This is a genomic window from Pseudomonas sp. MHK4 (assembly GCF_054600775.1).
The window spans coordinates 471,171-494,782 of record NZ_BAAIAK010000003.1 but is presented as its reverse complement, the minus strand read 5'-3'; the positions used below and the strand labels follow the sequence as shown (position 1 = coordinate 494,782).

Annotated in this window: 23 protein-coding genes and 1 pseudogene; 10 read left to right on the top strand and 14 right to left on the bottom strand. The window is 57.4% G+C overall.

Annotated features, from left to right (window positions below; translation table 11 throughout):
- Positions 1-6: 6 nt before the first annotated feature.
- Both ACYP2Q_RS10955 and ACYP2Q_RS10950 read left to right on the top strand, forming a co-directional pair.
- Complete coding sequence (locus tag ACYP2Q_RS10955) at positions 7-822, top strand: substrate-binding periplasmic protein (protein ID WP_459730452.1); 816 nt, start codon at positions 7-9, stop codon at positions 820-822.
- Between the two features lie 225 nt (positions 823-1,047).
- Positions 1,048-2,925: a DEAD/DEAH box helicase gene (locus tag ACYP2Q_RS10950; protein WP_459730451.1), complete on the top strand. Its 1,878-nt coding sequence runs from the start codon at positions 1,048-1,050 to the stop codon at positions 2,923-2,925.
- A gap of 239 nt (positions 2,926-3,164) precedes the next feature.
- Here ACYP2Q_RS10950 and ACYP2Q_RS10945 read toward each other — a convergent pair whose 3' ends face one another.
- The 3 genes from ACYP2Q_RS10945 to ACYP2Q_RS10935 form a co-directional block, all read right to left on the bottom strand.
- Positions 3,165-3,752 carry a YceI family protein gene (locus tag ACYP2Q_RS10945; protein WP_459730450.1) on the bottom strand — a complete coding sequence of 196 codons (588 nt, stop codon included), beginning with the start codon at positions 3,750-3,752 and terminating at the stop codon, positions 3,165-3,167.
- A 32-nt stretch (positions 3,753-3,784) separates the two neighbouring features.
- The gene (locus ACYP2Q_RS10940) at positions 3,785-4,336 is read right to left on the bottom strand and encodes a cytochrome b (protein ID WP_459730449.1); all 552 of its coding nucleotides are present in this window, start codon (positions 4,334-4,336) and stop codon (positions 3,785-3,787) included.
- A gap of 306 nt (positions 4,337-4,642) precedes the next feature.
- The gene (locus tag ACYP2Q_RS10935) at positions 4,643-6,376 is read right to left on the bottom strand and encodes a flavin monoamine oxidase family protein (protein ID WP_459730448.1); all 1,734 of its coding nucleotides are present in this window, start codon (positions 6,374-6,376) and stop codon (positions 4,643-4,645) included.
- 220 nt (positions 6,377-6,596) lie between these two features.
- On the opposite strand from ACYP2Q_RS10935, the gene ACYP2Q_RS10930 reads away from it, so the two are divergent.
- Positions 6,597-8,003: an adenosylmethionine--8-amino-7-oxononanoate transaminase gene (locus ACYP2Q_RS10930; RefSeq protein WP_459730447.1), complete on the top strand. Its 1,407-nt coding sequence runs from the start codon at positions 6,597-6,599 to the stop codon at positions 8,001-8,003.
- A gap of 168 nt (positions 8,004-8,171) precedes the next feature.
- Positions 8,172-8,891, top strand: coding sequence for a 16S rRNA (uracil(1498)-N(3))-methyltransferase (locus ACYP2Q_RS10925; protein ID WP_459730446.1), 720 nt, complete (start codon positions 8,172-8,174; stop codon positions 8,889-8,891).
- A gap of 113 nt (positions 8,892-9,004) precedes the next feature.
- Here ACYP2Q_RS10925 and trhA read toward each other — a convergent pair whose 3' ends face one another.
- A complete protein-coding gene (gene trhA, locus ACYP2Q_RS10920; protein ID WP_459730445.1) occupies positions 9,005-9,622 on the bottom strand; it encodes a PAQR family membrane homeostasis protein TrhA in 618 nt (205 codons plus the stop codon).
- A gap of 81 nt (positions 9,623-9,703) precedes the next feature.
- Here trhA and ACYP2Q_RS10915 point away from each other — a divergent pair, with 81 nt between their 5' ends.
- The gene (locus ACYP2Q_RS10915) at positions 9,704-10,618 is read left to right on the top strand and encodes a LysR family transcriptional regulator (protein ID WP_459730444.1); all 915 of its coding nucleotides are present in this window, start codon (positions 9,704-9,706) and stop codon (positions 10,616-10,618) included.
- A 119-nt stretch (positions 10,619-10,737) separates the two neighbouring features.
- Here the strand turns inward: ACYP2Q_RS10915 and ACYP2Q_RS10910 are convergent.
- Positions 10,738-10,947: pseudogene (locus ACYP2Q_RS10910) on the bottom strand (malonate transporter subunit MadM); the annotation flags it as partial.
- A gap of 419 nt (positions 10,948-11,366) precedes the next feature.
- Here ACYP2Q_RS10910 and ACYP2Q_RS10905 point away from each other — a divergent pair.
- The 5 genes from ACYP2Q_RS10905 to ACYP2Q_RS10885 all read left to right on the top strand — a co-directional run bounded on the left by ACYP2Q_RS10905 (position 11,367) and on the right by ACYP2Q_RS10885 (position 16,168).
- Positions 11,367-11,492, top strand: a complete 126-nt coding sequence (locus ACYP2Q_RS10905; RefSeq protein ID WP_459730443.1) for a hypothetical protein — start codon at positions 11,367-11,369, stop codon at positions 11,490-11,492.
- Between the two features lie 258 nt (positions 11,493-11,750).
- The gene (locus ACYP2Q_RS10900; protein ID WP_459730442.1) at positions 11,751-13,454 is read left to right on the top strand and encodes a B12-binding domain-containing radical SAM protein; all 1,704 of its coding nucleotides are present in this window, start codon (positions 11,751-11,753) and stop codon (positions 13,452-13,454) included.
- Between the two features lie 83 nt (positions 13,455-13,537).
- Positions 13,538-14,392, top strand: a complete 855-nt coding sequence (locus ACYP2Q_RS10895) for a multinuclear nonheme iron-dependent oxidase (RefSeq protein WP_459730441.1) — start codon at positions 13,538-13,540, stop codon at positions 14,390-14,392.
- Positions 14,382-14,909 carry a hypothetical protein gene (locus tag ACYP2Q_RS10890; protein WP_459730440.1) on the top strand — a complete coding sequence of 176 codons (528 nt, stop codon included), beginning with the start codon at positions 14,382-14,384 and terminating at the stop codon, positions 14,907-14,909. The genes ACYP2Q_RS10895 and ACYP2Q_RS10890 overlap by 11 nt, the downstream gene beginning before the upstream one ends.
- The gene (locus ACYP2Q_RS10885; protein ID WP_459730439.1) at positions 14,906-16,168 is read left to right on the top strand and encodes a hypothetical protein; all 1,263 of its coding nucleotides are present in this window, start codon (positions 14,906-14,908) and stop codon (positions 16,166-16,168) included. The genes ACYP2Q_RS10890 and ACYP2Q_RS10885 overlap by 4 nt, the downstream gene beginning before the upstream one ends.
- Before the next feature lie 161 nt (positions 16,169-16,329).
- Here the strand turns inward: ACYP2Q_RS10885 and madM are convergent, their stop codons facing one another.
- The 9 genes from madM to mdcA form a co-directional block, all read right to left on the bottom strand.
- Positions 16,330-17,094: a malonate transporter subunit MadM gene (madM, locus tag ACYP2Q_RS10880; RefSeq protein WP_459730438.1), complete on the bottom strand. Its 765-nt coding sequence runs from the start codon at positions 17,092-17,094 to the stop codon at positions 16,330-16,332.
- A gap of 1 nt (position 17,095) precedes the next feature.
- Entirely contained in the window at positions 17,096-17,512 is a 417-nt protein-coding gene (gene madL / locus ACYP2Q_RS10875) for a malonate transporter subunit MadL (RefSeq protein WP_408599217.1), read from the bottom strand.
- Positions 17,513-17,573: 61 nt separating this feature from the next.
- Complete coding sequence (gene mdcH, locus ACYP2Q_RS10870; protein WP_459730437.1) at positions 17,574-18,485, bottom strand: malonate decarboxylase subunit epsilon; 912 nt, start codon at positions 18,483-18,485, stop codon at positions 17,574-17,576.
- The gene (locus ACYP2Q_RS10865) at positions 18,482-19,102 is read right to left on the bottom strand and encodes a malonate decarboxylase holo-ACP synthase (protein ID WP_459730436.1); all 621 of its coding nucleotides are present in this window, start codon (positions 19,100-19,102) and stop codon (positions 18,482-18,484) included. Before ACYP2Q_RS10865 ends, mdcH begins: the two co-directional genes overlap by 4 nt.
- Positions 19,096-19,899: a biotin-independent malonate decarboxylase subunit gamma gene (gene mdcE / locus ACYP2Q_RS10860; RefSeq protein ID WP_459730435.1), complete on the bottom strand. Its 804-nt coding sequence runs from the start codon at positions 19,897-19,899 to the stop codon at positions 19,096-19,098. Before mdcE ends, ACYP2Q_RS10865 begins: the two co-directional genes overlap by 7 nt.
- Positions 19,896-20,747: a biotin-independent malonate decarboxylase subunit beta gene (locus tag ACYP2Q_RS10855; RefSeq protein ID WP_459730434.1), complete on the bottom strand. Its 852-nt coding sequence runs from the start codon at positions 20,745-20,747 to the stop codon at positions 19,896-19,898. Before ACYP2Q_RS10855 ends, mdcE begins: the two co-directional genes overlap by 4 nt.
- Entirely contained in the window at positions 20,740-21,039 is a 300-nt protein-coding gene (locus ACYP2Q_RS10850) for a malonate decarboxylase subunit delta (protein ID WP_034147532.1), read from the bottom strand. The genes ACYP2Q_RS10855 and ACYP2Q_RS10850 overlap by 8 nt, the downstream gene beginning before the upstream one ends.
- A complete protein-coding gene (locus ACYP2Q_RS10845) occupies positions 21,039-21,914 on the bottom strand; it encodes a triphosphoribosyl-dephospho-CoA synthase (protein ID WP_459730433.1) in 876 nt (291 codons plus the stop codon). The genes ACYP2Q_RS10850 and ACYP2Q_RS10845 overlap by 1 nt, the downstream gene beginning before the upstream one ends.
- The gene (gene mdcA / locus ACYP2Q_RS10840; RefSeq protein ID WP_459730432.1) at positions 21,914-23,584 is read right to left on the bottom strand and encodes a malonate decarboxylase subunit alpha; all 1,671 of its coding nucleotides are present in this window, start codon (positions 23,582-23,584) and stop codon (positions 21,914-21,916) included. Before mdcA ends, ACYP2Q_RS10845 begins: the two co-directional genes overlap by 1 nt.
- Positions 23,585-23,612 lie beyond the last annotated feature (28 nt).

The following is a 23,612-nucleotide window of genomic DNA, read 5'->3' as shown; positions in this document are numbered from 1 at the left end:
AAGCCCATGCCTTTGATCACGCAGTTCATCGCCCTGCTTGTTATCACTTGCCTTAGCTTTGCCGCTAGGGGCGAGAAATTGCGCATTGTCACCGAACCCTGGGCACCGTACGTGTACGAGGAAAACGGCAAGGCCCTGGGGCTGGACTACGAAACCACCGCTATCGTCTTCAAGCGCCTGGGCATCGAAGTGGAATGGCAATTCCTGCCCTGGAAACGTTGCCTGTCGATGCTCGAGACCGGCCAGGCGGATGGCGCGCTGGACATTTTCCATAGCGATGAGCGCGACGCGACCCTGCTCTATCCCAGCGAACCGCTCTCGGAAGTCCAGTTCGTGATGTTCTACGCCAACGCCCGGCCCCACCCGTTTCGCACCCTCGACGAACTGCGCGGCCTGACCATCGGCATCTCTCCCGGCTACCTGTATAGCCAGGACTTCCGGGACTCGCCCCTGTTCACCCGGGAACCGGCACCCAGCCATGAAGCGAATTTCGGCAAACTGGTGCGCGGGCGGATCGACCTGCTGATCACCGACCGCAGGGTGGGCCAGCACCTGCTCGACGAACTGAACATCCGCAACAAGATCACCGAAAACCCCACCGTCATCAGTCAGCAGAGCCAGTTTCTGGCGGTGCGCCGCAATGCCGGCATGGACCTGCTGGTGCAGCGTTTCGGCGCCGAACTCAAACGCTTCAAGCGCGAACCGGCCTACGCCGAACTCAGCGCGCGCTATGGCGCCGCCCCGGCCAATACCGCCAACCCCGCACGAACCACGGCCAACACGGAAAAAACCGTTGAGCAGCAGGAAAGCGGCGCGCAGTGATTGCTCTGTTATACTCCGGCCTTCCCGCCAGGCTCACGCCCGGACGCTCGGAACCGTTCAAGGCATCTCGACCCCGCTACAGCGCAGCTTTTCAGCCCGCGCGAGCGCTCCAGACGAGCCTTCGTGACCGAAGCAGGACCGGACGGGATTGCGTTCCCCATAAACGCCATTCGCGCCAGGCAAGACTCCCATTGGGCCAAGCCCTAACTTAGAACAGGATTACTCATGTCCTTTGCTTCCCTCGGTCTCTCCGAGGCTTTAGTCCGCGCCATCGAGGCAGCGGGCTATACCGAGCCTACTCCGGTGCAACAGCGGGCCATTCCCGCCGTGTTGCAAGGTCGCGACCTGATGGTCGCGGCACAGACAGGTACTGGTAAAACCGGCGGTTTCGCCCTTCCGATCCTGGAGCGGTTATTCCCCAACGGTCACCCGGACAAATCCCAGCGTCACGGCCCGCGCCAACCGCGCGTATTGGTCCTGACCCCTACTCGCGAACTCGCCGCGCAAGTGCACGAAAGCTTCAAGGTCTACGCCCGTGACCTGAAGTTCGTCAGCGCCTGCATCTTCGGTGGCGTCGGCATGAACCCGCAGGTCCAGGCCATGTCCCGTGGCGTCGACGTGCTGGTGGCCTGCCCTGGCCGTCTGCTCGACCTCGCCGGCCAAGGCAGCGTCGACCTGTCCCACGTGGAAATCCTCGTGCTGGACGAAGCCGACCGCATGCTCGACATGGGCTTTGTCCATGACGTGAAGAAGGTCCTGGCCCGTTTGCCGGCCAAGCGCCAGAACCTGTTGTTCTCGGCAACCTTCTCCAAGGACATCACCGACCTTGCCGGCAAGTTGCTGCACAACCCGGAACGCATCGAAGTCACGCCGCCGAACACCACGGTCGAGCGCATCGAACAGCGCGTATTCCGCCTGCCGGCCAACCACAAGCGTTCGCTGCTGGCGCACCTGATCACCGCTGGCGCCTGGGAACAGGTCCTGGTGTTCACCCGCACCAAGCACGGCGCCAACCGCCTGGCCGAGTACCTGGACAAACACGGCCTGAGCGCCGTCGCGATCCACGGCAACAAGAGCCAGAACGCTCGCACCAAAGCCCTGGCCGACTTCAAGGCCGGTACCGTGCGTATCCTGGTTGCTACCGACATCGCGGCTCGTGGCCTGGACATCGACCAGTTGCCACATGTGGTCAACTTCGAACTGCCGAATGTCGATGAAGACTACGTGCACCGCATCGGCCGTACGGGCCGTGCCGGCCGTTCGGGCGAGGCGATCTCGCTGGTGGCTCCGGACGAAGAAAAACTGCTGAAAAGCATCGAGCGCATGACCAAGCAGAAAATCGCCGACGGCGACCTGATGGGCTTCGATATCAGCGCCGTGGAAGCCGAGAAACCCGAAACACGCGAGCGTCCGGACATGCGTAATCCACGCAATCCACGTGGCCCGCGCGGTGATGGTCCGAATGGCGGCGGTGGTGGTGGCGGTCGCAAGGACAAAGGCAAGGACAAGGGCAAGGAAAAACCTGCAGCTGAGCGCGGTGAGCGTCCGGCCCGCCAGCAAAAGCCACGCGAAGGCACCCCGGCCCGCGAACAGCGCCAGCCAAGCCAGGCGCCGCGCGCCGCTGCCGATCGTGCTCCGGACGAGTTCCTGGACGACGATATCGATAACTTCGGTAACCGCGTCGACTACGTGCCCCAGCAGAAACCTGCCCAGGGCCGCGGCCGTCGTCCGGGTGCCCCGGCACAAGGCACAGCCGCCGGTTCCGGCGCTCCACGTGGCGGCAAGCCACAGGGCGGTCGCCAGAACGGTCCGCGCAACAGCGATGGCGCCAGCACCGGTACCCCGCCAGCCAAGCGCAGCGGTCCACGCAGCGGCGCACCACGTGACGGCCAGGCCCGTCGCGAAGACTCGTCGCGCAACCGCCGCCCGGCCCGTGACGAGCAGCCACGTTCGGAACCCGCCGTGCAGAACCCTCGCGGTCCTGCGCCGAAGATCATGCACAAGGAGTCGAAGGCCGATCGCTTCCCGACTCCTGAGCAGCTGGATCAACTGCCAAGCCGTCCTCGCGGTGAAAAACCGGCGTTGCTGACCCGCAATCGCTGAGTTATCGCTGCAATAAAAAATGCCCCGAACCGAAAGGTCCGGGGCATTTTTTTGAGCAATACAAACTGTAGGAGCGAGCTTGCTCGCGATGGTCGTGAACGATAACGAAATAAACCAGATGCCCAGCGGCGCCTATGGGTTTTTCGCGAGCAAGCTCGCTCCTACAGGGGGATTGTGTACGGCAATAAAAAACGCCCGCGCTCGGGAGAGCAGCGGGCGTTTTTTGTCAGGCGCGAAAATTATTTCGCTTTCACACCTTCAAACGTCACGTACATTTCAACTGCATCGGACGATGGGCCCAGGTCTTTCTGCTTGCCGAAATCGGAACGCTTGAGGCTGAAAGTACCCTCGAAGCCTGCACGGTAGCCGCCCCATGGATCCTTGCCTTCACCCAGGAAAGTGGCCTTGACCACGATTGGCTTGGTCACACCGAGGATAGTCAAGTCGCCAGCCACGTCAGCAGTGTCCTTGCCAGCGGCGTTTTTGCCGGTGGCTTTGACGCTGGTGGAAACGAACGTGGCTTTGCTGGCGTTCAGGAAGTCTTTGCTGGAGATGTGCTTGTCACGCTCAGCATTGTTGGTGAACACGCTGGCGGTGTTCACGTTGAATTCGATCTTGCTGTCTTCAGGCTTGGCAGCGTCAAAGCTGAACTTGCCGTCGATGTCCTTGAAGGTACCGGTGATGTAGCTGTAGCCCAGGTGGCTGATCTTGAAGTCAACGAAGGCGTGCTGGCCTTCCTTGTCGACCACGTAGTCAGCGGCCATGACGTTACCGGCGGACAACAGGGCGGAACCGATTGCCAGAGCGGCCAGAGTCTTTTTCAACATACTTTGTTTTCCTTTGGAGTCGAGGTTGAACTTCAGGCTTTGCGACCCAGCATGCGCTTGAGGGTCACATCACGGTCGATAAAGTGGTGCTTCAATGCTGCCAACGCATGGAGACCGGAAAAAATTACCAGCACCCACGCCAGGTACAGGTGAATCACACCGGCGGTATCTGCCTGGTCCGGTAGCCCGGACACCAGCGCAGGCACTTCAAACAAACCAAACACCGGGATACCGACACCTTCTGCGGTGGAAATCAGGTAACCGGCAATCATCACAGCGAACAGACTGAGATACAGAAAGCCATGGCCGAACTTGGCGCCCAGGCGCGTCATGCGGCTATAGCTGGTCAAGGTCGGTGGCGGCGGACTGACGAAGCGCCAAAACACCCGCAGCACCATCACACCCAGCAACACCAGGCCGATGCTCTTGTGCAGGTCCGGCGCGTCTTTGCGCCAGGTGCTGTAGTAGTCGAGCCCGACCATCCACAGCCCCAACGCGAACAGGCCGACGACCGCCAGCGCCACACCCCAGTGCATCAAAATGCTGACCCAGCCGTAGCGGGAAGTAGAGTTTCGTAGCTGCATTTGCCTAGATCCCTGTAAGTGCTGGCCCAAGACTATCGATTTACCTATCGAATTAAAGCGGAAAATTTCGCTTTGAAATATCGAGAAATGCGATCAAGAGCCTGAATCACGCGGGTTAAGGAAAGATTAAAGTCGAAATTGTGAAAAAAAGTGAATACAAACCAGAGAACACCTGTATCAATATTTTTATTCGATTTCGGCTCTCGGTTTTTTTCAGGCATAAAAAAACGCAGCCTTGAGCCTAATGCCAGTCAGTTAAGCTGACTGGCATTAGGCCCTAGAGCCGCGCTTTTTTACGCCTGAACGTTATTGCGCCTTGGTGACCGTGGTCGCCGCTGGCTTCTTCGCTTGCTCAGTCTTTTTCACCGGGGCCTTGGCCGGGGCTTTTTTAGTCTCGGTTTTCTTCGCCGGCGCTTTGGCCGGAGCCTTCTTCGCAGGCTCGGCTTTCACCGGTGCCGCAGGCTTCGGCGCTTCGACCGGAGCAGGTGCAGGCGTCGGTGCCGCGGCGGGGGCAGGCGCCGGGGCAACGGGTTCTGGAGCCTTGACCGGTTCTGGCTTCTTCTCGTCATCCGAGCCGCCGAACAGGTTGGTGAAGAAGTTGCCCTTCTTCGCCGCCACCGCGCCGGCTGCAGCGGCGGCGGCTACTGGAGCGGCCTTCGGTTCAAACGATTTGCCCGCCGCCAGGTCTTCAACCTGACTGGCCGCACGCTGGCCGGTGCGCAGTGCGCCTTCCAGGGTGCCCGGGTACAAGGTGTCGGTGTGCTCGCCGGCAAAGGCTACGCGCTGGATCGGGCGTTCCCACAGGCGCCAGAACTTGCTGATCTGGCCTGGGCCGAACGCCAGGTACGCGCCGCCCATGGAAGGGTCGGTGCTGTAGCGGCGGATTTCATAACCGGTAAACGAACCGCGTGCCTGTGGATAAAACGCGTGCAGGCGAATCAGCACCTGATCAACCATCTGCTTGTCGCCGAACGCCTGCATGACCCGTGCGTTATCGCCGGACAGGTTGATCACCACGTTGGCGCCGCCCTTCAAGGCAGGCTCGACCCACAACATGCCGAGGCCAGCGTTGCTGTAAATCTCACCGGACATACGCGCCTTGGGTTCCCATACCGGCGTCTTGAACTTCAGCATGATCTGGTCGCGCCAGCCGTAGTTGGTGCCCTTGATCGCAGCCAGGTGCTGGGCGTCCAGCGCCGGGGTCATCTGGATCTTGTTCAGCGCGCGCAAAGGCACGGCCAGTACGACGTAGTCAGCCTGATAACCAACGCTGCCGACCTTGACGGTGACGCCGTCCTTGTCCTGGGTGATGGCCGAGACCGGGGAGCTGGTCTTGATGGTTTTCAGCTGCTTGACGAAGGCCTGGGCCAGCACCGGGCTGCCACCGACCAGACGCGAAGCACGCAGGTCACGGTCGGACACGCCACGGTAAACGCGGCTCTGCTGGGCGAAGTACAGCAGCGAGATACGCGAAGGTTCGTCATAACGGGTACGAATCTGCTGGTTCACCAACTGCCGGGCAGTGGCCGGCAGGCTCAGGCGATCAAGCCAGTTGGACACGTTGATCTGGTCCAGGGCGTGCAGCGTGTTGTTGGCCGACGGGTTTTGCGGGTCTTCGATCGAGCGCGCCAGGTCGTCAACGGTCTTTTCGTAGCGCTTGAGCGCTTCGGCCGTGGTCGGGTCCTTGGTGGCCAGGTCGGCAGCGGTGTAATACACGCCGTCGATCAGGTAGCTCGGGGTCCGCACGAATTCAGGTGCCGGCGTGGTGCTCAGCTTGAACTCCGAGACGTACTTGTTCAAAACCGGTTGGGCCTTGTCGTTGCCGATCCACTCGCTGGTGGCCATGCCGGAACGCCCGCCCGGGCTCGCCTTGGCTTCCAGCAGCGTGACCTGCCAGCCTTTGTTCTGCAGCTCGTAAGCAGCCGTGAGGCCCGAGACCCCGCCGCCGATCACGATCGCGGTTTTATCCTTTGCCAGCGCAGACACGCTGAACAGCCCCAACATCACCAGCGCACAGGCGCGCAGCCAACCGACAGACATTCAGCGAACTCCGGAAATTCAGGAAAAATAGCGGTTTTGCGAGCCAGACGACTCTAGAACCGCGAAGGATACGTCAGCCGTCAGACGCCCGCCAGCAACGTCTATCGCCCTATACAAAGTAGCTCAATCGACACAATGGGTTGTTCCCGAGGCACGCATTGCATAGGCTTGCGCGATTGTATGTCCGCGCATGTCACGGACCGCCTCGAGGAGACTGAACATGGGCCTGAATAATCAGTGGATGCAACGCGATCTCGCGGTGTTGTGGCATCCCTGCACCCAGATGAAAGATCACGAACAACTGCCATTGATTCCGATCAAGCGCGGTGAAGGCGTGTGGCTGGAAGATTTCGAAGGCAAGCGCTACCTCGACGCGGTGAGCTCCTGGTGGGTGAACGTGTTCGGTCACGCCAACCCGCGCATCAACCAGCGAATCAAGGACCAGGTCGATCAACTGGAACACGTGATCCTCGCCGGCTTCAGCCATCAGCCGGTGATCGAGCTGTCCGAGCGCCTGGTGAAGATGACGCCCGAAGGCCTGACGCGGTGCTTCTACGCCGATAACGGGTCGTCCTGCATAGAAGTCGCACTGAAAATGAGCTTTCACTACTGGCTCAACCGCGGTCAGCCGAACAAGAAGCGCTTCGTCACCCTGACCAACAGCTACCACGGCGAAACCATGGCGGCGATGTCGGTGGGCGACGTGCCACTGTTCACCGAAACCTACAAGGCGCTGCTGCTCGACACCATCAAGGTGCCAAGCCCGGATTGCTACCTGCGCCCGGAAGGCATGAGCTGGGAAGAACACTCGCGCAACATGTTCGCCGCCATGGAACAGACCCTGGCCGAAAACCACGACACCGTTGCGGCCGTAATCGTCGAGCCGCTGATCCAGGGCGCTGGCGGCATGCGCATGTACCACCCGGTGTACCTCAAGCTGCTGCGCGAAGCCTGTGATCGCTATGGCGTGCACCTGATCCACGACGAAATCGCCGTCGGCTTCGGTCGCACCGGGACGATGTTCGCCTGTGAACAGGCCGGCATCCGTCCGGACTTCCTCTGCCTGTCCAAGGCCCTGACCGGCGGCTACCTGCCGCTGGCGGCGTGCCTGACCACCGACGAGGTCTACAGCGCCTTCTACGATGATTACCCGACCCTGCGCGCCTTCCTGCACTCCCACAGCTACACCGGCAACCCGCTGGCGTGCGCGGCGGCCCTGGCGACGCTGGATATCTTCGAAGAAGACAACGTCATCGAGAACAACAAGGCTTTGGCCCAGCGCATGGCCTCGTCCACTGCGCATCTGGTCGATCACCCGAATGTCAGTGAAGTGCGCCAGACCGGCATGGTGCTGGCCATCGAGATGGTCAAGGACAAGGCGAGCAAAGAGGCTTACCCGTGGCAGGAACGCCGTGGCCTGAAGGTGTTCCAGCATGCGTTGGAGCGCGGCGCGCTGCTGCGGCCGTTGGGCAGCGTGGTGTATTTCCTGCCGCCGTACGTGATCACCCCGGAGCAGGTCGACTTCCTGGCCGAAGTGGCCAGTGAAGGGATCGACATCGCCACCCGCGAGAGCGTCAGCGTGGCGGTGCCGAAGGACTTTCATCCGGGGTTCCGTGATCCGGGCTGATTTGTTTCACCCCGGTTTCCGTGGTGTCTGGTCTGCCGCTATCGCTGGCAAGCCAGCTCCTACAGAATAGGTGGTTGCAGCAAAACCTCTGACCTGTAGGAGCTGGCTTGCCAGCGATAAGGTCGGCACGACCTTCAGACGCTTCACACCTTTTTTCAGAGATCCCGCATGAGACTGTCCCGCTTCTTCATCGACGCCCCCCTGAGCACCGGCGAGCACGAGTTGCCCGAGGCCCAGGCCCATTACATCGGTCGCGTGCTGCGCATGGCCGAGGGCGATGCGTTGCAACTGTTCGACGGCTCCGGCCATGAATTTCGCGGCACACTGGTGGAAGTCGGGAAAAAACGCGTAGTGGTACAGATCAACGAACAGTTTGCCGGCCTGGTGGAATCGCCGTTGCAGATCCACCTCGGCCAAGGCTTGTCCCGTGGCGAGCGCATGGACTGGGCGATCCAGAAAGCGACTGAACTGGGCGTGACTGAAATCACCCCGATCTTCAGTGAACGCTGCGAAGTACGGCTCAAGGACGAGCGCGCCGACAAACGCCTGCTGCACTGGCGCCAGGTGGCGATCAGCGCCTGCGAGCAATGCGGGCGCTCACGGGTGCCGGTGATTCATCCGCCGGTGCTGTTGGCGGATTGGATCAAACAGACTGAGGCCGACTTGAAATTGGTGCTGCATCCGGTGGCCGAGCCGTTGGTGAGCCACGCCAAGCCCGGGACGCTGGCGTTCTTGATTGGGCCGGAGGGTGGTTTGTCCGATGCGGAAGTGGACCAGGCCAAGGGCGTCGGTTTTCATGCGGCTCGCCTTGGGCCTCGGGTGTTGCGCACCGAGACCGCGCCGGTTGTGGCGTTGGCGGTGGCCCAGCAGTTGTGGGGTGACTTCTAAGACGCTATCGCCAGCAGGCTGGCTCCCACATTGAATTTTGGGTGTTCACCTATTTCATCTTTACTGGAGATCTCCTGTGGGAGCCAGCCTGCTGGCGATGGCCGCGACTCGGTTTAAAGGACGTAAAAGAAAATCGCCACAAAATGCAGCAGACTCCCGGCGATCACGAACAGATGCCAGATCCCGTGGGCATGCCGCAATCTATGGTCGACGGCAAAAAAGATAATCCCGACGGTATAAAAAATACCCCCCGACGCCAGCCAGGCAAACCCGGCAGTACCGAGTGCCGCCAGCAACGGCTTGACCGCCACCAGCACAATCCAGCCCATCACCGCGTAGATCACGATCGACAGGACCCGCGCCTCCGACCTCGGTTTGATTTCCTGCAGGATGCCGATCAGCGCCAGCCCCCAGACAATCCCGAACAAGGTCCAGCCCCACGCCCCGCGCAGGGTCACCAGGCAGAACGGCGTATAACTGCCGGCGATCAACAGGTAGATCGAGAAGTGATCGACCTTCTGCATGATCGCTTTCTTGCGGCCGCGCACGCTGTGGTACACGGTCGATGCGCTGTACAGCACCAGCAAGGTAAAGGCGTAGATCGCCATGCTGACGATCTTCCACGGACTGCCATCGAGGCTGGCGACCACGATCAGCCACACTCCGCCGACAAACGCCGCCACTGCCCCGACCAGATGCGTCCAGGCGTTCAATCTTTCCCCGTGATACATCGTTTACCCCACCTCGAAAATCAATAACGCGCAATATCGCGCGATCCGTACAATCGGGTTATTCCAAAAAGAGTCCACCCCATGCTGATCGATGAAGAGTTGACCCTGAAAAAACTCGAGGTGTTCCTGGCATTCATGCGCACCGGCAACCTGGCCCGCGCCGCTGCCGAATTGCAGACCAGTAACGTTAGCGTACATCGGGCCATCCACTCCCTGGAAAGCGCCCTGCGCTGCCCGTTGTTCAAGCACGAGGGGCGTAACCTGACGCCACTGGAAAGCGCCTACGTCCTCGAAGAGCGGGCGCAGAAGCTGATTTCGGACGTGGTGGAAACCGTGCGCCTGACCCGCGAAGCCGCCGGCTTTTCCGCCGAACGCTTCAAGCTGGGTTCGCTGTATTCACTGACGGTGAAGACCGTGCCGCAGCTGATCATGGGCCTGAAGATCCGCCGCAGCGAACTCAATATCGACCTGATCCTGGGCTCGAACTTCGACCTGCTGTACAAGCTCAAGAACATGGAAGTCGACGCGATCCTGGTGTCCCTGGACGACAGCATCAACGACCCGGATTGCGAGCAGATCCCGCTGTTTTCCGACGACATCTTCCTCGCTACGCCCGCCGATTCCAGGTTCGCCCAGCGCACTGAAGTCGACCTGGCCGAAGTCCGCGATGAAACCTTCATCACCCTGACCCAGGGCTTCGCCACGCATCAGGACGGTAAACGGGTATTCGAGCAGGCGGGGTTCGAGCCGAAAGTGGCGATGCAGGTCAACGACATCTTCACCCTGCTGAGCATGGTCAGCTCGGGCGTCGGCTATGCGTTGCTGCCGGGCAGGATTGCAGCGGTGTACGAGAACCGGGTGAAGCTGATTGCGTTGCAGGAGAAGTATCGGTTGCAACAGCACATTGGCGTGGTGTTCCTGAAGGCCAAGGAGCGCGATCCGAATCTGCTGGCGCTGCTGGCGGAGTGTCGGATGTATGCCAATCGCCAGGCCTGAAACCGAATCGCGCCCATCGCCAGCAGGCTGGCTCCCACAGTGGGAGGGCAAACCCTATTGCCCCTGTGGGAGCCAGCCTGCTGGCGATGGCTTCAGCCCAGACAACTCAATATCTGAAATCAGCCAACAATCCCCCGAACAATGAAGTACAACAACGAAGGCCCCAACAAGCACCCAAGCCCGGTATGGAAGGTCGCGGTCAGCGCGCCATAAGGCACCAGGCGCCGATCCGTTGCCGCCAAACCGGCGGTCACGCCACTGACAGTCCCGGCCAAACCGCCGAACACCATCGCCGAACGCGGGTTATCCAGGCCCATCCAGCGCGCTGCGTCCCTGTTATCGGCCGCTGCACTGCAATGAAAAAGTCTTCAACCTCGCATTCAAAATGATCCACAAACTAATTTAACGCGCTGCTTTTCTAGAAACGAAGTCGACACATTAACTTTCAACTCGCACCAAAACGGCAGACCCAAAAACCTACACCTACCTACTTGTAGGATAATTCCCTTAAAGTAGGATTCGACCTACAAAATCACAAATATCCTAGGAAATTTCGGAAATTTTGTTTTTTATTTGACTGCAATCTGATTCGATACTTATATGAAACCGTCACAGATAGCTATCCATCAGTGGCAGACGGTTAGATACTCGGCCGTGCACTGTCACATATCTGCCGAGCTCTAACTTCAACGTTGTCAAACCGGAGTTATCCTGTGACTTGACCGTCACATTTCAGAAGGAGAAAGGTATGAATGACGAAATAGTTTATGATGAAAATCACTTAGATGAATTAGCCTCCGATGTTGAGGTTATGACTCCTGTTCCAGATGGAACATATGACATGGTTGCTGGAAAAACAGCGCCAGAGTTCTGATGAACTAACCAGGGCATCGTTTAACGATGCCCACTTCTAAAATCCAAGGCTGCCATAACATGAGAGTTTCAATCAATGAAGGTGTTTTATGCTTAACAGAACTCGGATATTGTTTTTTCCACAATGGCACACACCTCCTGAAAATCCCGAAAAAAAAATTTATTGAAGCACTGGATTCCCATGAAAAATCCTTGGCGCTAACAGAGCGATATCCAGCTTTTTTCAACATGTCTAAGGCCAACGAGGCAAGGAGTGCGTATGAACGAAGCGAAGTGGAACTCACTAAATACTGACAGTGACATTTATGATCCTACTCGACTAGCATTAGTTTCGCTACCATACGGCGAAGGTCCGCAAAAAGTAATGCCTCTGGGGCTGCAGAACATATCAGCCTACGTAAAAAAACATGTAGCAAATGTAAAATGCAAAATATTTGATTATTCTGACTTATACACCTCTGACACTCACGAATTAAAAGACTTGATAGACTGGCAACCTGCACTGGTAGGAATATCTATTTATAGCAGCCATGTTCAAGCAGCAATCGCTTGGGGGCAATTAATTAAAAGCGCGCTACCTGAGACAGTTTTATTCTGCGGCGGCCCGCATATAAGCCTTGCAGCGAAAGATTTTTTACGTGTATCAAACGGCATTTTTGAACTAGCACTTTATGGTGAGGGAGAACACTCGACAACCATATTACTAAACTTATTCAATAAATCGCGCAAGGAAGCCCCATCCTCCCTGCCAACAAAAAGCATTAATAAAAGCCCTACACCAAAACAGATACTTATAGACAACCACTTACAAGACATACCAAATGCAGTTTGGATCTCCGCAACCGGGAAAACGTACGAAACCTATAAACAGAAGATCCAATTACCCGCAGCCGAGTGGGAAAATCCATTATTGGAATATTGTTCCGAGCGCTTACAGAATCTCTATTTCACGGACAGGAGAGATGGCAAGAAAAGAAGATCAATAGCTCTCACCAGTAGCCGTGGCTGCCCTTTAGCGTGCTCATTCTGCGCTATCGTTGCGGCAGATAAAGATGGCCCTAAGTGGCGTGCTGTCGACGCGACCACTCTAGTTAATTGGATCGTAGAGGCTCACAAACAATACCCTTTTGAACATATTTACATGATGGACGCTAATTTTTTTGTACGAAAAGACAGAGTACTGGAGTTCTCTGAAAAACTATACAAGCTGTTCGGCGGCGAGGTTACATGGAGCAGTTCTTCTACAGTAGGATACCTGCTTAAGTTACGCACAGAATTGCCAAAATTAGTTACGCAAGGATTAAGACTGGTCGAGATGGGTATTGAGTCTGGCTCGCAGACTCAGCTCGATTACATGAATAAGAGAGTCACAGTAAAGGACAATATAGACGCAATTAGGGCCTTACAGATCAATGGTATTGACGTCGGCCTCGACTTTATCATGTTTTATCATGACCAACAGAAAAGAGAAATTATAGAAAACCTAAGCTTTCTGCTCAACTCTGGAATGACTGAGCATGAGTCCTTTGATCATTATTTCAACATCATGATGATATATCCAGGAACACCTGTTAGGGATAACCTTGAAAGAAAAATGGGCATTAAGTTTAACTTGATCGACTTACCTAACAGCAGACAACTTATAGAAAATCAAGAGGTGAAAGAAATCTACGACGCTTATATAGATTATTTTGCAAAACCTTTTCTAAATTATTTAGAGAGCGCAATTTCTATAAATATAGAAAAAATCTCACAAAGCGCCTCGCTAGGAGAAATTGCACACTTATCCTTGCTCAATATTTACCTAAGACATATGCCATTCAAAATTCTGTGGGGGCTCTGTCAGCGGACAGGGAACCGGACGGTGATATTTACAGGAAAAGAGTTCCTAACATATACCTCCATCTTAAAAAAACCTTACAGGGCAAAAAACAAAATAAGTCGCCGAAACCAGTTGCTTTAGAAACCTTTACGCTTGGTGTTGGCGGGAGAAAGGGTGAGTTAATCGGAAAATCTGCATAATTATCGTACGAGCAGGTGAATTTTATGGACATCAATTCGATAAGACTAGGTGTGAGCGGCGATATAAATAAACTTAAACAGTTTATTTATTTACATACAAGCACCACTAGCGTTTATGGTGTTGCCCCGATCAAGCACTTCAGCCTGGGCGTGCGCCCCTGGGATAGGTTGGAGAACTCAATTATTGATTTTTGCGCAACTGCTGACTTCACTATTTCCGTACATCCAGTAGATATAAACTTCTCTGGAGTGATCGACATGGCAGATTTAGCAAATCTGAAAAAAATAATTGATACTCTCCCGGTAAGTTACATCGAGGAAGACATAGGCATATGGAGAAATGGCAATCTTTTTCTAGGCGCCCATCAGACCAATCCACCATTAAACAAAAAATCATTACAAGCAACAATAATTAACGCCAACATGGTGAAGCACTTTTTTGAACTACCTATACTTTTAGAGAACCCTCCTGTATACAGCGAGTTCGGAAGCATACCGTTTTGGGACTTCTATTTAGAGTTATGCGTTCAGGCTGGTTGCTCGATGGCCTTTGACATAGGACATTACTTGGGCTATTGCAAAAGCAAAGATCTTGCTTTCGCTATACCTGACGCCAAACATGAAATATGGAGCTTCATCAAGACGATACATATTTCAGGAATAAAATCCTGGATGTGGAATGGTATTCCCGTGTGGCTCGACCAACACTCAGACCCCTTCAATATTGAACTGATGGAAGCTTTCAAACCAACCATCACTCAGGCATACAACACCGAAAATATCTTATTGGAAATGGAGGGCTCGTCCATTGAAGTTGAGCAAAGCAACATTGACCTCGTAAAAAAATCGCTCGCAGAGGTATCAGAAAATGACAACTAAAAACATTGATACTATCGACTTGATTTTCACTGCAATATATAACTCTAAAAATATTCTCAACCCCCCAACCTCCGCGCACGATAAACATTTCACATTTGAATGCGTCAGACGATACTTAGACATATCCAGGCATTTAAATAGAAGATGGCCCTATACGATTAGATACCTACAATCAATCTATGGAGATAAAATTTTAACTAACGTTTTTGAACAAATTTATACAAGCGGGAGCACTTACAGAAACCTCAACGATGCAGCCTGTGGTATTTTTTTTAACAATACCGCTAAAAACCCTCATATTGATTTCGAGCTATTACTTTACGAAGACTTTAGAAACGGCAAAGCTGGAATTTCAGCATACACAACTAAGCAACCTTCAGAGAAATTCACTCTAATCCCTTACGATCTTGATTCAATTTATACAACACTGATGTTTTACGGTCGTGCATACGCGCCGTCCGCTCTATATGTAAACCTCATCCTTGAGCCCGGCAAAACTTATAGAGTAATCGAATGAAATGTGCACACACACTTATCGCTAGATCAGATGCCTTGTATGGTGGCGTTGCAATGGGTGCAACAATTCTCGAACTAGCCTTAATTGCAAGCAATCCAAATTTAGGCCAGTTTTCTTTGGAATTCTCGCTTGCAACGCAGCTAATTATTTCCTTAATTGTAGAGTTTTACATTGGACACTACTTTGTAGCTAAACTAGGAACTGCCAATACCACGATCTATGGCTTTATACTAAAACTGGCATGCGCTATTTTCCTGACATTAGGGTTCTTGGCTGCATTGCTTGAATATTGGTACACAGGCTGGAGTTTAATTCTAATCGCGTTCGTATGCGACTCAGCAGGGACAGGCTGTTTAAAAGCATCTTTCCGACCAGCTTATAATGCCTTACATATAAAAATGACCGGCAAGACAGCCGACTATATCAAAGCATTCAACCACTTTCTATATATTCGAATTGGAACTCCTTTTATTTTATTACTGATAGCCTCCCTTGTAATAAATTCTACCTCCTATTTATATTCCACAACAGCAATAATGTCGACGCTGTTATTACTCAGAACAGCGCAAATATACATATCAAACAGTGATCTTCGCGCTACCAACACAAACAAAACTTTTTTAATACATTCAACCCAGCATGCATACCTTAAGCATTTCGCTGTTGCCGCTAAATATCCAGTGCAAATAATTGGATATGTTGCGGGAAACGTATTTGAATCTCTGATACTTATGTACGCAATAGGTTTGCTCTATCGGCATAGCGACCTCTTGGGTTTAGCCCATCAATTTTCTTGGTTAGGAAGCTCAGCGATTGCGTACATTGTCTTTTTGGTATCGACTGTATTAGGGAGGTTTGTGATATCTAAATTTATCATCAACAAATCCAGCACCACACTCGCAACCTCCTGTTTGTTTGCGACTGTTACCACATCTCTATTGCTGGTGCTAACCAACAAAGACATTACGTTTTTTTTATCACTCGCGTTTTTTTGCCTATTAGGGGTCGTGATCGGAACAATATTTACCCGACTAACATCAAATGAAGTTCTTCATGACGCGAACGATAGCGATGCAGTATCTTTTTTTCTTGTCAGCGAACTCGCCACAACATTAACCATCATCCTGATCATTACTGCGAGCAGCTTCAGTTTTGATCCTGAGAGGGTAATTGATGGCCTGAGTTATGGCCTGGTTGCACTCATGATGGCATATTGCCTAGCCATAACTCTTATTCGAGCCACAAAAAAAACCTCCTAATGAAATCAAACAAACATTTCAACCTCCTCATATAATTTCAGCCACGCCAATCTGAGCCGCCTCCAGCCTTGTGAAAGTTACACTTGAATAACTTCACATTTCACCAAGCTGCTCATGAAACCCGGTAAATGTGGAGGCAACCATTAACAAACTCAGAAAATCTACCCAACAATCCCGCGAACAATGAAGTACAACAACGAAGGCCCCAACAAGCACCCAAGCCCGGTATGGAAGGTCGCCGTCAGCGCGCCATAAGGCACCAACCGCCGATCCGTCGCCGCCAGCCCCGCCGTCACCCCGCTCACGGTACCGGCCAGACCGCCAAACACCATCGCCGACCGCGGATTATCCAGGCCCATCCAGCGCGCCGCCATCGGGGTGCCGACCATCACCAGAATCGCCTTGATCAACCCGGTGGCAATCGACAGCGCCACCACATCCGAAGTCGCGCCAATCGCCGCACCGGTCACCGGCCCGACGATGTAGGTCACCGCCCCCGCGCCAATCGTCGTCATGCTCACCGCGTCGCGATAACCGAACACCCAGGCCAGGCACGCGCCGACAATGAACGGCAGCACCGTGCCCAGCAGCAGCGCGATCACGCCGATCAACCCGGCCTTTTTCGCTTCGGTGGCCTGCACTTCGAACGCCGTGGCGACAATCGCGAAGTCGCGCAGCATGGCGCCGCCCATCAGGCCGATGCCGGAGAACAGCGTCAAATCCGCCAGGCCTTTTTGCCCACCGGTCATGGTGCCGCCGACCCAGGCCAGGACCAGGCCGATGACGATCGCAATCGCCGAGCCATGGATGCGCCCGAAGGTCAGGCGCTTGGAGACGATGACAGACACCCACATGATCACGCCGACGAAGGCGAAGGCCGTGACCAGGCCGTTGTGTTCCAGGCCTTTCTCGATGAGATCCCACATATCAGCGACCTCCTACTGGCGTGCCGACGGGGGAAACTTCCGCCGGTTCGTCAGGCAAGGGTTCGCCCTTGTGGGTCCGGCTGATCAAGGCAATGGTGCAGCCGCAGACCACCACCGAGCCGATCGCCGCCAGCACCGCCACCGGACCGCCGTGCAAGGCCGTGACCACATTCTGTTGCGCGGCCATCGCCACCACCACCGGAATGTACATGGCACCCCAGAAGCCGACACCCATTTCGCAATCCTTGGTCATGCCACCGCGTTTTTGCATCCACAACCGCGCGCAGATCAACAGGATCATCGCGATCCCGACCCCGCCGACGTTGGATTTGACCCCCAGCAAGACACCGAGCATGTCACCCATGATCACCCCTGCCAGCGTACAGATCGCCAACAGCGCCACACCGTAAATAATCATTGTTGTCGTCCTCAAAGTGCATCGTCGAATGTTGTTCTTGTTGTTCGAAGCCTCAGGGTGTCTAGGGGTGGCGCAGTCCCTCCTCACGCAACAGCGCCTGCAGGGTATCGAGCCGGGCACCGTCGAAAGCGATCACGGTGCCCTGCTCGAACACCCGGCGCGCCAGCCCGGTCAGCACCGCACCGGGCGGCAGTTCGATCTGCAGGCGTACGCCGCGCTCATAAGCGCTTTGCACCGTGCCGCGCCAATCCACCACGCGGCACATGTTGAAGGCCAGGTCGTCGCGCAAAGCGTCGACCTTGATCACCGGACGCGCGCGACTGCCGCTCAGGTAACCGATCTTCGGCGTTTGCAGCGTCACATTGGCGAACGCCTCGGCCAGGGTTTGCGCCGGCGCATCCAGCAGCGGGCAGTGCGACGGCACACTCACCGCCAGACGCTTGGCCATCCCTGCCCCACGCGCTCTTGCCAATTCAGCCAGCGCTTTCATTCCAGTGTCACTGCCGGCAATCACCACCTGGTTGTCGGCGTTGATATTGGCCAGGTAAACCGGCGTATCGACGCTGTGAACCTGGGCCAGCAAGCCCTCCACCACCGCCAGTTCCAGGCCGATGATCGCGGTCATCCCGTAACCCTGTGGATACGCCCGCTGCATCAACTCACCACGCAGGCTGACCAGATGCAGCGCATCGCAAAAATCCAGGGCACCGGCGACTACCGCGGCCGGGTAGGCCCCGATGGAAAGCCCGGCGACGTAATCGGCCGGCAATGACAACTGCCGTGCAGCCGCCACACCGGCGATCAGCAGGCAGAGCTGCACTGCCCTGGTCGATTGCAACGCTTGGGCAGAGTCCAGCAACCGTACGTCTTCGCCCAACACATCGCTGGCTTCGCTCAGCGTTTCCCCAGGCAAACCCTGGAGCATGCCCGGCCGCTGCGCACCCTGGCCCGGGAACACCAGCAAGCTGCTCACGCTGCCTGCTCCTGTGGGTTCCATGGGTCGATCACCAGGCAGGCTGCCGTCGCATTCTTGAGCAGGACCCGAGTGGAAGAGCCCGCCCATTCACGCAAGGCAACGGCGCCAAACGCGGTCTGCAATTGCATGTCCACCACACAGGGCGCCGCATCGAGCAACGCCACCAGCTCCCGAGCCTGATTACGTGCCAGCGGTTGTGGCGTGCGCAGAATTAGGTCCAGATCGCTGGCCTCATGCAGCGCTGCAAAGCCGCTGGCCAACTCGAACCCGGCGCTGCCGCTGACACCCCAGACCCAGCCGCAGGCATCGAGTGCCGGGCGCAATTGAGCCAAGGCCTGAAGCGCCGGCAGGTCTCGGTGAATTTCGACGTGACAAAGCTCTTCTGGACTGACCCGACGCGTTATCGCCGCAATCGCCATCGAAGTCCCATAGCGCTGCTCACGCAGACGGCCACGCACGCCGACCGCAATCCGATCCGCCGTCGAAAGCGCACGTCGCACCACCACGGGCTGACCGGTGCCGATCGACTCGACCACCCAGGCAGGCGCATCCACGGGCAGCTGCTGCGGGGTCATGCCCCACAGCAAGTCGTGGGCCAGGAACCTGCTCACCACTGCTCTCTCAGCAATTGGCGGACCTTGCTCGAGGCCGCACGATTGGCCGCCCCGAGGCGACCGCTGAGATCAGTGCCATTGCGCGCAACATCGTCAATCGCCTGCGCCAGGCACTCGCTCACCCGCGCCAGATCCGCCGCGGTTGGCTGTTCGATCTGCTGCACCGCCAGGGTTTCCCAGAGCAGGCCGAGGCTGGCATAACTGTCGATGTCATAGGCCATCGGCGGCACGCTGGCGGCCAGGGTTTCCAGTTCTTCGACACTGCGCAAGGTCACCCGCGCCGCCGAGGCCTTGCCCATGGCGTGCACCATCACGCCCGGATCGCGCAGAGCGATCAGCCGGTTGGCCTGATAGCCATGGGCGAGAAAGGCCCCGGACATGGCCTTGCCCACCAGCAGACCGATCACGGCATGCCCAGCCAAACGGGCGCGAGCATAGCTGTCGGCGGCACCGGCCAGCGCCTGATGAATGCCGAGTGCTTCTTCACGGCGGCCATAGGCCTGGCTCGGCACATCGACGATGGCGATCAAGGCGCGTTTTTGCGATTGGCCCTGGTCGGCTGCGATGACTTCGTCCACCGCCTTGGCCAGGCCCCAGCCTTCGAGCAGACCGACTTCGCCATGACGGGCGCGGACAAAACGGTTGTCCGGATCGGCCACGACGGCGATAAACCGCACAGCTTGTTCACCTAGAAATCCATCCGCCACTTTCAGCGAGGCCGGCAGGCCGTCGACTGGCCGGGCATCGGCAGCCAAGGCGTTGAACCAGTTCAAGCCTCTGAGGGAATAGGCACTCATGAGCGCTCTCCTTGATACAGGTCGCGAACCGTAGCCGGCTCGATTTGCGGTTCGGCGTCCAGGCGCGCCAGCCGATGCAGAAACAGCTCGGCCTGAGAACTGCGTTGCTGGGCAGGCAACCCTTGCTTGAGCAGTTCGCCGACCTGCTGGCGAATCTGCGCCACGTCGTCCTCGGCATAGCGATCCACCAACCCCGTGGCAAAACGTTGCTCGCCTCCGGTCAAGCTCCAGATGAAGGGGCGATCCCGCGAATCGTATTCCTCGAGCCCCGCCTCCTGCTCGATGACCTGCGGGCCGTTCAGCCCGAGCCGCGCTTCCTGGGTCACCAGCAGGTAGCTGCACAGCCCGGCGGCAATCGACATGCCGCCAAAGCAACCGACGCTACCCGCCACCACGCCAACCACTGGCTGGTACCGGCGCAAATCGACAATCGCCGCATGAATATCGGCAATCGCCGCCAACCCGAGGTTGGCTTCCTGCAAACGCACGCCACCGGTTTCCAGCAGCAGCACGGCGCGGGTCGGGATGCCCTTGCGGTTATCCTCGGCGGCCAGTTCCAGTGCACCGGCAATTTTCGCCCCGCCGACTTCACCGAGGCTGCCGCCCTGGAAGGCCCCTTCGATGGCCGCGATTACCACTGGCAAACCCTCAAGGCTGCCCTTGGCGATGACCACGCCGTCATCGGCCTGCGGCACCACACCCTGGCGCGACAGCCATGGCGACATGACCCGCTGGAACGGGTCGAGCAATTCACGAAAGGTGCCGGCATCGAGCAAGGCTTTGGCCCGTTGCCGCGCGCCCAGTTCGACGAAACTGTGCTTGTGTAGAAGCGCTGTGCTGTCAGTCATGGCCGATCTCCTCGAAGCCCTGCTCCAGGCGCAGGCGGACTACGCCGGGTGTGGCGCCGAAATCGTGGATATCGATGTCCATTGCCGGCGGGGTCTGGCCGTCGAACATCCGTGCGAACAGGTGCTGCCAGCGTTGTTCGCTGCCATTGACCGAGGTCTGCACGGTGATGGTCAGCTTGCCGGCCTGACCCGGTTCGATCAGCACTTCCAGATCGCCCGAGCCGACACAACCCACCAGGGTGCGACCGCGCGGCGGCTGCCCGGCGGGGAATTCAAAGGATAAGGTTTCCATCAAAACGCTCCCTGGGTGATGTCGTCGCCGGACTCGATACGATCGATGAACAGGCAGGCTGCGAGCAAGTCGGCAGCACCACCGGGCGAGGCATTCAATGCGATTAATTGTTGGTCCAGCTCATGAAGTCGACGACGCCCGGCGAGGCTGGCGCTGCCGCCCGCGTCGAGCACGGCCTGGGCGCCGAGTTGCATGGTGTGCAGGCCCTCTTCACCGGCGCGATACAGCACGCAGGTGTCAGCCAAATTGGTCATGATCGCCAGCAACGCATCGAGCCGGGCGTTCTGTTCGCCATGGCCGGCCGCGCGGCTGCACTTGAGTTGCGGCAGCGCGCGCTGGGTCACCGCCGGGAAACCGAGCTGTGCTTCTTCACGGGCACCGCGCGCTCCGTAGCGTTGAGCGACCTGGGCGCCATGGCTCAGCGGACGCGGTGCGTAACGATCATCGAGCAAGGCCAGGCGTGCGGCGCGCAAGGCGACAGAGCCGGCGGCGCTGGATTGCGGCTCAAGCGCAACCGCGGCGACCAACAGGCCCAGCGCCCAGATCGCCCCGCGATGGGTATTCACGCCGTTGGTGGTGGCGAGCATCGCCTGTTCGCCTTCACGACCGATCAGGCCAATGGCCTCGCGCAGCGGCAAGCCGACCTCGCCAATCTCGATAGCGATTTGCGCCATTTCCTTGAACGCCGGCCACAAGGCCAGCGCCGAGGCGTGCATCAGACCCAGGTGCAAATCGGTATGGGCACCATTGCCGCGACGGTCGACCAGCGCCGGTTTCGGCGACAGGTCCGCTTCGTCGATCAGCGCGTCCACTGCCAGGTCCGCCAGTCGCTCGGCCAGGCTCAGGGTTTTCACTTGCAGGTTGAGTGCGTGCATTACCAGCTCCTGAACTTGGCGGGCGGGTTATAGAGGCCACCCGACCACTCCACCAGATCGGCCACGCTTTTGGCCGCGAGCAATTCGCGGGTGGCGTCGGTGCGGCGGATGCCGAGGTCTTCGGGCAAGGCGATCAAGCCTTCGCGGCGCATGCGCGCGGTGTCCTTGGGGTTGTGGCGCAGGCCGATGGCGGTCACCCCGGCCACGGCGGCGATCATGGCCCGGCGCTCTTCCAGCGAACGGGCCTTGTACAGGTAGGCGATGCCTTCTTCGGTCAGCAGGTGGGTGACGTCGTCGCCGTAGATCATGATCGGTGCCAGCGGCATGCCGCTTTTCCTGGCCACCTCCACCGCGTCGAGGGTTTCGACGAAGGTCGGTTTGCCGCCCTCCTGGAAGGTCTCGACCATTTGCACCACCAGCTTCTTGCCGCGTTCGAGCATCGGCTCGGCCGCATCGGCGTGGCGCATGTCGAGCCAGGCTGGCGTGCCGTGCCGGCGACCGCGCGGGTCGTGGCCCATGTTCGGCGCGCCACCGAAACCGGCCAGGCGACCGCGGGTCACGGTGGAAGAATGGCCATCGCCGTCGACTTGCAGGGTCGCACCGATGAACAGGTCCACCGCGTATTGCCCGGCCAGCTGGCTGTACATTCGGTTGGAGCGCAGAGAGCCGTCGCGCCCGGTGAAGAACACGTCCGGCCGAGCGGCGATGTAGTTTTCCATGCCCAGTTCGGTGCCGAAGCAATGCACGCTTTCGACCCAGCCACTTTCAATCGCCGGGATCAAAGTCGGGTGCGGGTTGAGCGTCCAGTTGCGGCAGATCTTGCCCTTGAGGCCGAGGGATTCGCCGTAGGTCGGCAGGATCAGCTCGATGGCGGCAGTGTTGAAGCCGATGCCGTGGTTGAGCGACTGCACGTTGTGTTTTTCATAGATCCCGCGAATCGCCATCATCGCCATCAGCACATGCACCGGCTTGATGTGCCGGGGGTCGCGGGTGAACAGCGGCTCGATGTAGAACGGCTTGTCCGCCACCACCACGAAATCGACCCAGGACGCGGGAATGTCGACCCGCGGCAAGTCGCTGACATCGTCCACCAATTGATTGACCTGGACGATGACGATGCCGTCGCTGAAGGCGGCCGGCTCGATCAGCGCCGGGGTGTCTTCGGTGCTCGGCCCGGTATAGATGTTGCCGGCGCGGTCGGCCATGAAGCCGGCGCTGAGCACCACGTTGGGAATCAGGTCGACCACCAGCCGCGCATAGAGCTCGATGTAGGTGTGGATCGCGCCGATTTCCAGCAGGCCGTCTTCGAGCAACTGGCTGATGCGCAGGCTCTGGGTGCCGGCGAAGGAGAAGTCGAGCTTGCGCGCAATCCCGCGTTCGAACAGGTCCAGGTGCTCGGAGCGACCGACGCTGGGCATGATCATGTGCAGGTCATGCAGCTTCGCGGGGTCGGCCTTGGCCAGGGAACGGGAAAGAAAATCCGCCTGCTTCTGGTTGTTGCCCTCCAGCACCACACGATCGCCGGGCAGGATCAACGCCTCCAGCGCCGCCACGATCTTGTCGGTGGGCAACACCACACCGTCGGCCAGGTCTCGCACCTGCGCAAGACGCCGCTGCTTTTCGCTGCGCCGCCGCGTCCATCGCGAGTCGGGGGATATTGTTGTTGTCATGACCACTCCACGGGTTCGCTGTCGTGGG

Bases quoted from the DNA above. Each gene is read 5' to 3' on its own strand.
- ACYP2Q_RS10955 (WP_459730452.1), top strand. From the start codon at position 7: ATGCCTTTGATCACGCAGTTCATCGCCCTGCTTGTTATCACTTGCCTT.
- ACYP2Q_RS10950 (WP_459730451.1), top strand. From the start codon at position 1,048: ATGTCCTTTGCTTCCCTCGGTCTCTCCGAGGCTTTAGTCCGCGCCATC.
- ACYP2Q_RS10945 (WP_459730450.1), bottom strand. From the start codon at position 3,752: ATGTTGAAAAAGACTCTGGCCGCTCTGGCAATCGGTTCCGCCCTGTTG.
- ACYP2Q_RS10940 (WP_459730449.1), bottom strand. From the start codon at position 4,336: ATGCAGCTACGAAACTCTACTTCCCGCTACGGCTGGGTCAGCATTTTG.
- ACYP2Q_RS10935 (WP_459730448.1), bottom strand. From the start codon at position 6,376: ATGTCTGTCGGTTGGCTGCGCGCCTGTGCGCTGGTGATGTTGGGGCTG.
- ACYP2Q_RS10930 (WP_459730447.1), top strand. From the start codon at position 6,597: ATGGGCCTGAATAATCAGTGGATGCAACGCGATCTCGCGGTGTTGTGG.
- ACYP2Q_RS10925 (WP_459730446.1), top strand. From the start codon at position 8,172: ATGAGACTGTCCCGCTTCTTCATCGACGCCCCCCTGAGCACCGGCGAG.
- trhA (WP_459730445.1), bottom strand. From the start codon at position 9,622: ATGTATCACGGGGAAAGATTGAACGCCTGGACGCATCTGGTCGGGGCA.
- ACYP2Q_RS10915 (WP_459730444.1), top strand. From the start codon at position 9,704: ATGCTGATCGATGAAGAGTTGACCCTGAAAAAACTCGAGGTGTTCCTG.
- ACYP2Q_RS10905 (WP_459730443.1), top strand. From the start codon at position 11,367: ATGAATGACGAAATAGTTTATGATGAAAATCACTTAGATGAATTAGCC.
- ACYP2Q_RS10900 (WP_459730442.1), top strand. From the start codon at position 11,751: ATGAACGAAGCGAAGTGGAACTCACTAAATACTGACAGTGACATTTAT.
- ACYP2Q_RS10895 (WP_459730441.1), top strand. From the start codon at position 13,538: ATGGACATCAATTCGATAAGACTAGGTGTGAGCGGCGATATAAATAAA.
- ACYP2Q_RS10890 (WP_459730440.1), top strand. From the start codon at position 14,382: ATGACAACTAAAAACATTGATACTATCGACTTGATTTTCACTGCAATA.
- ACYP2Q_RS10885 (WP_459730439.1), top strand. From the start codon at position 14,906: ATGAAATGTGCACACACACTTATCGCTAGATCAGATGCCTTGTATGGT.
- madM (WP_459730438.1), bottom strand. From the start codon at position 17,094: ATGTGGGATCTCATCGAGAAAGGCCTGGAACACAACGGCCTGGTCACG.
- madL (WP_408599217.1), bottom strand. From the start codon at position 17,512: ATGATTATTTACGGTGTGGCGCTGTTGGCGATCTGTACGCTGGCAGGG.
- mdcE (WP_459730435.1), bottom strand. From the start codon at position 19,899: ATGAGTGCCTATTCCCTCAGAGGCTTGAACTGGTTCAACGCCTTGGCT.
- ACYP2Q_RS10855 (WP_459730434.1), bottom strand. From the start codon at position 20,747: ATGACTGACAGCACAGCGCTTCTACACAAGCACAGTTTCGTCGAACTG.
- ACYP2Q_RS10850 (WP_034147532.1), bottom strand. From the start codon at position 21,039: ATGGAAACCTTATCCTTTGAATTCCCCGCCGGGCAGCCGCCGCGCGGT.
- ACYP2Q_RS10845 (WP_459730433.1), bottom strand. From the start codon at position 21,914: ATGCACGCACTCAACCTGCAAGTGAAAACCCTGAGCCTGGCCGAGCGA.
- mdcA (WP_459730432.1), bottom strand. From the start codon at position 23,584: ATGACAACAACAATATCCCCCGACTCGCGATGGACGCGGCGGCGCAGC.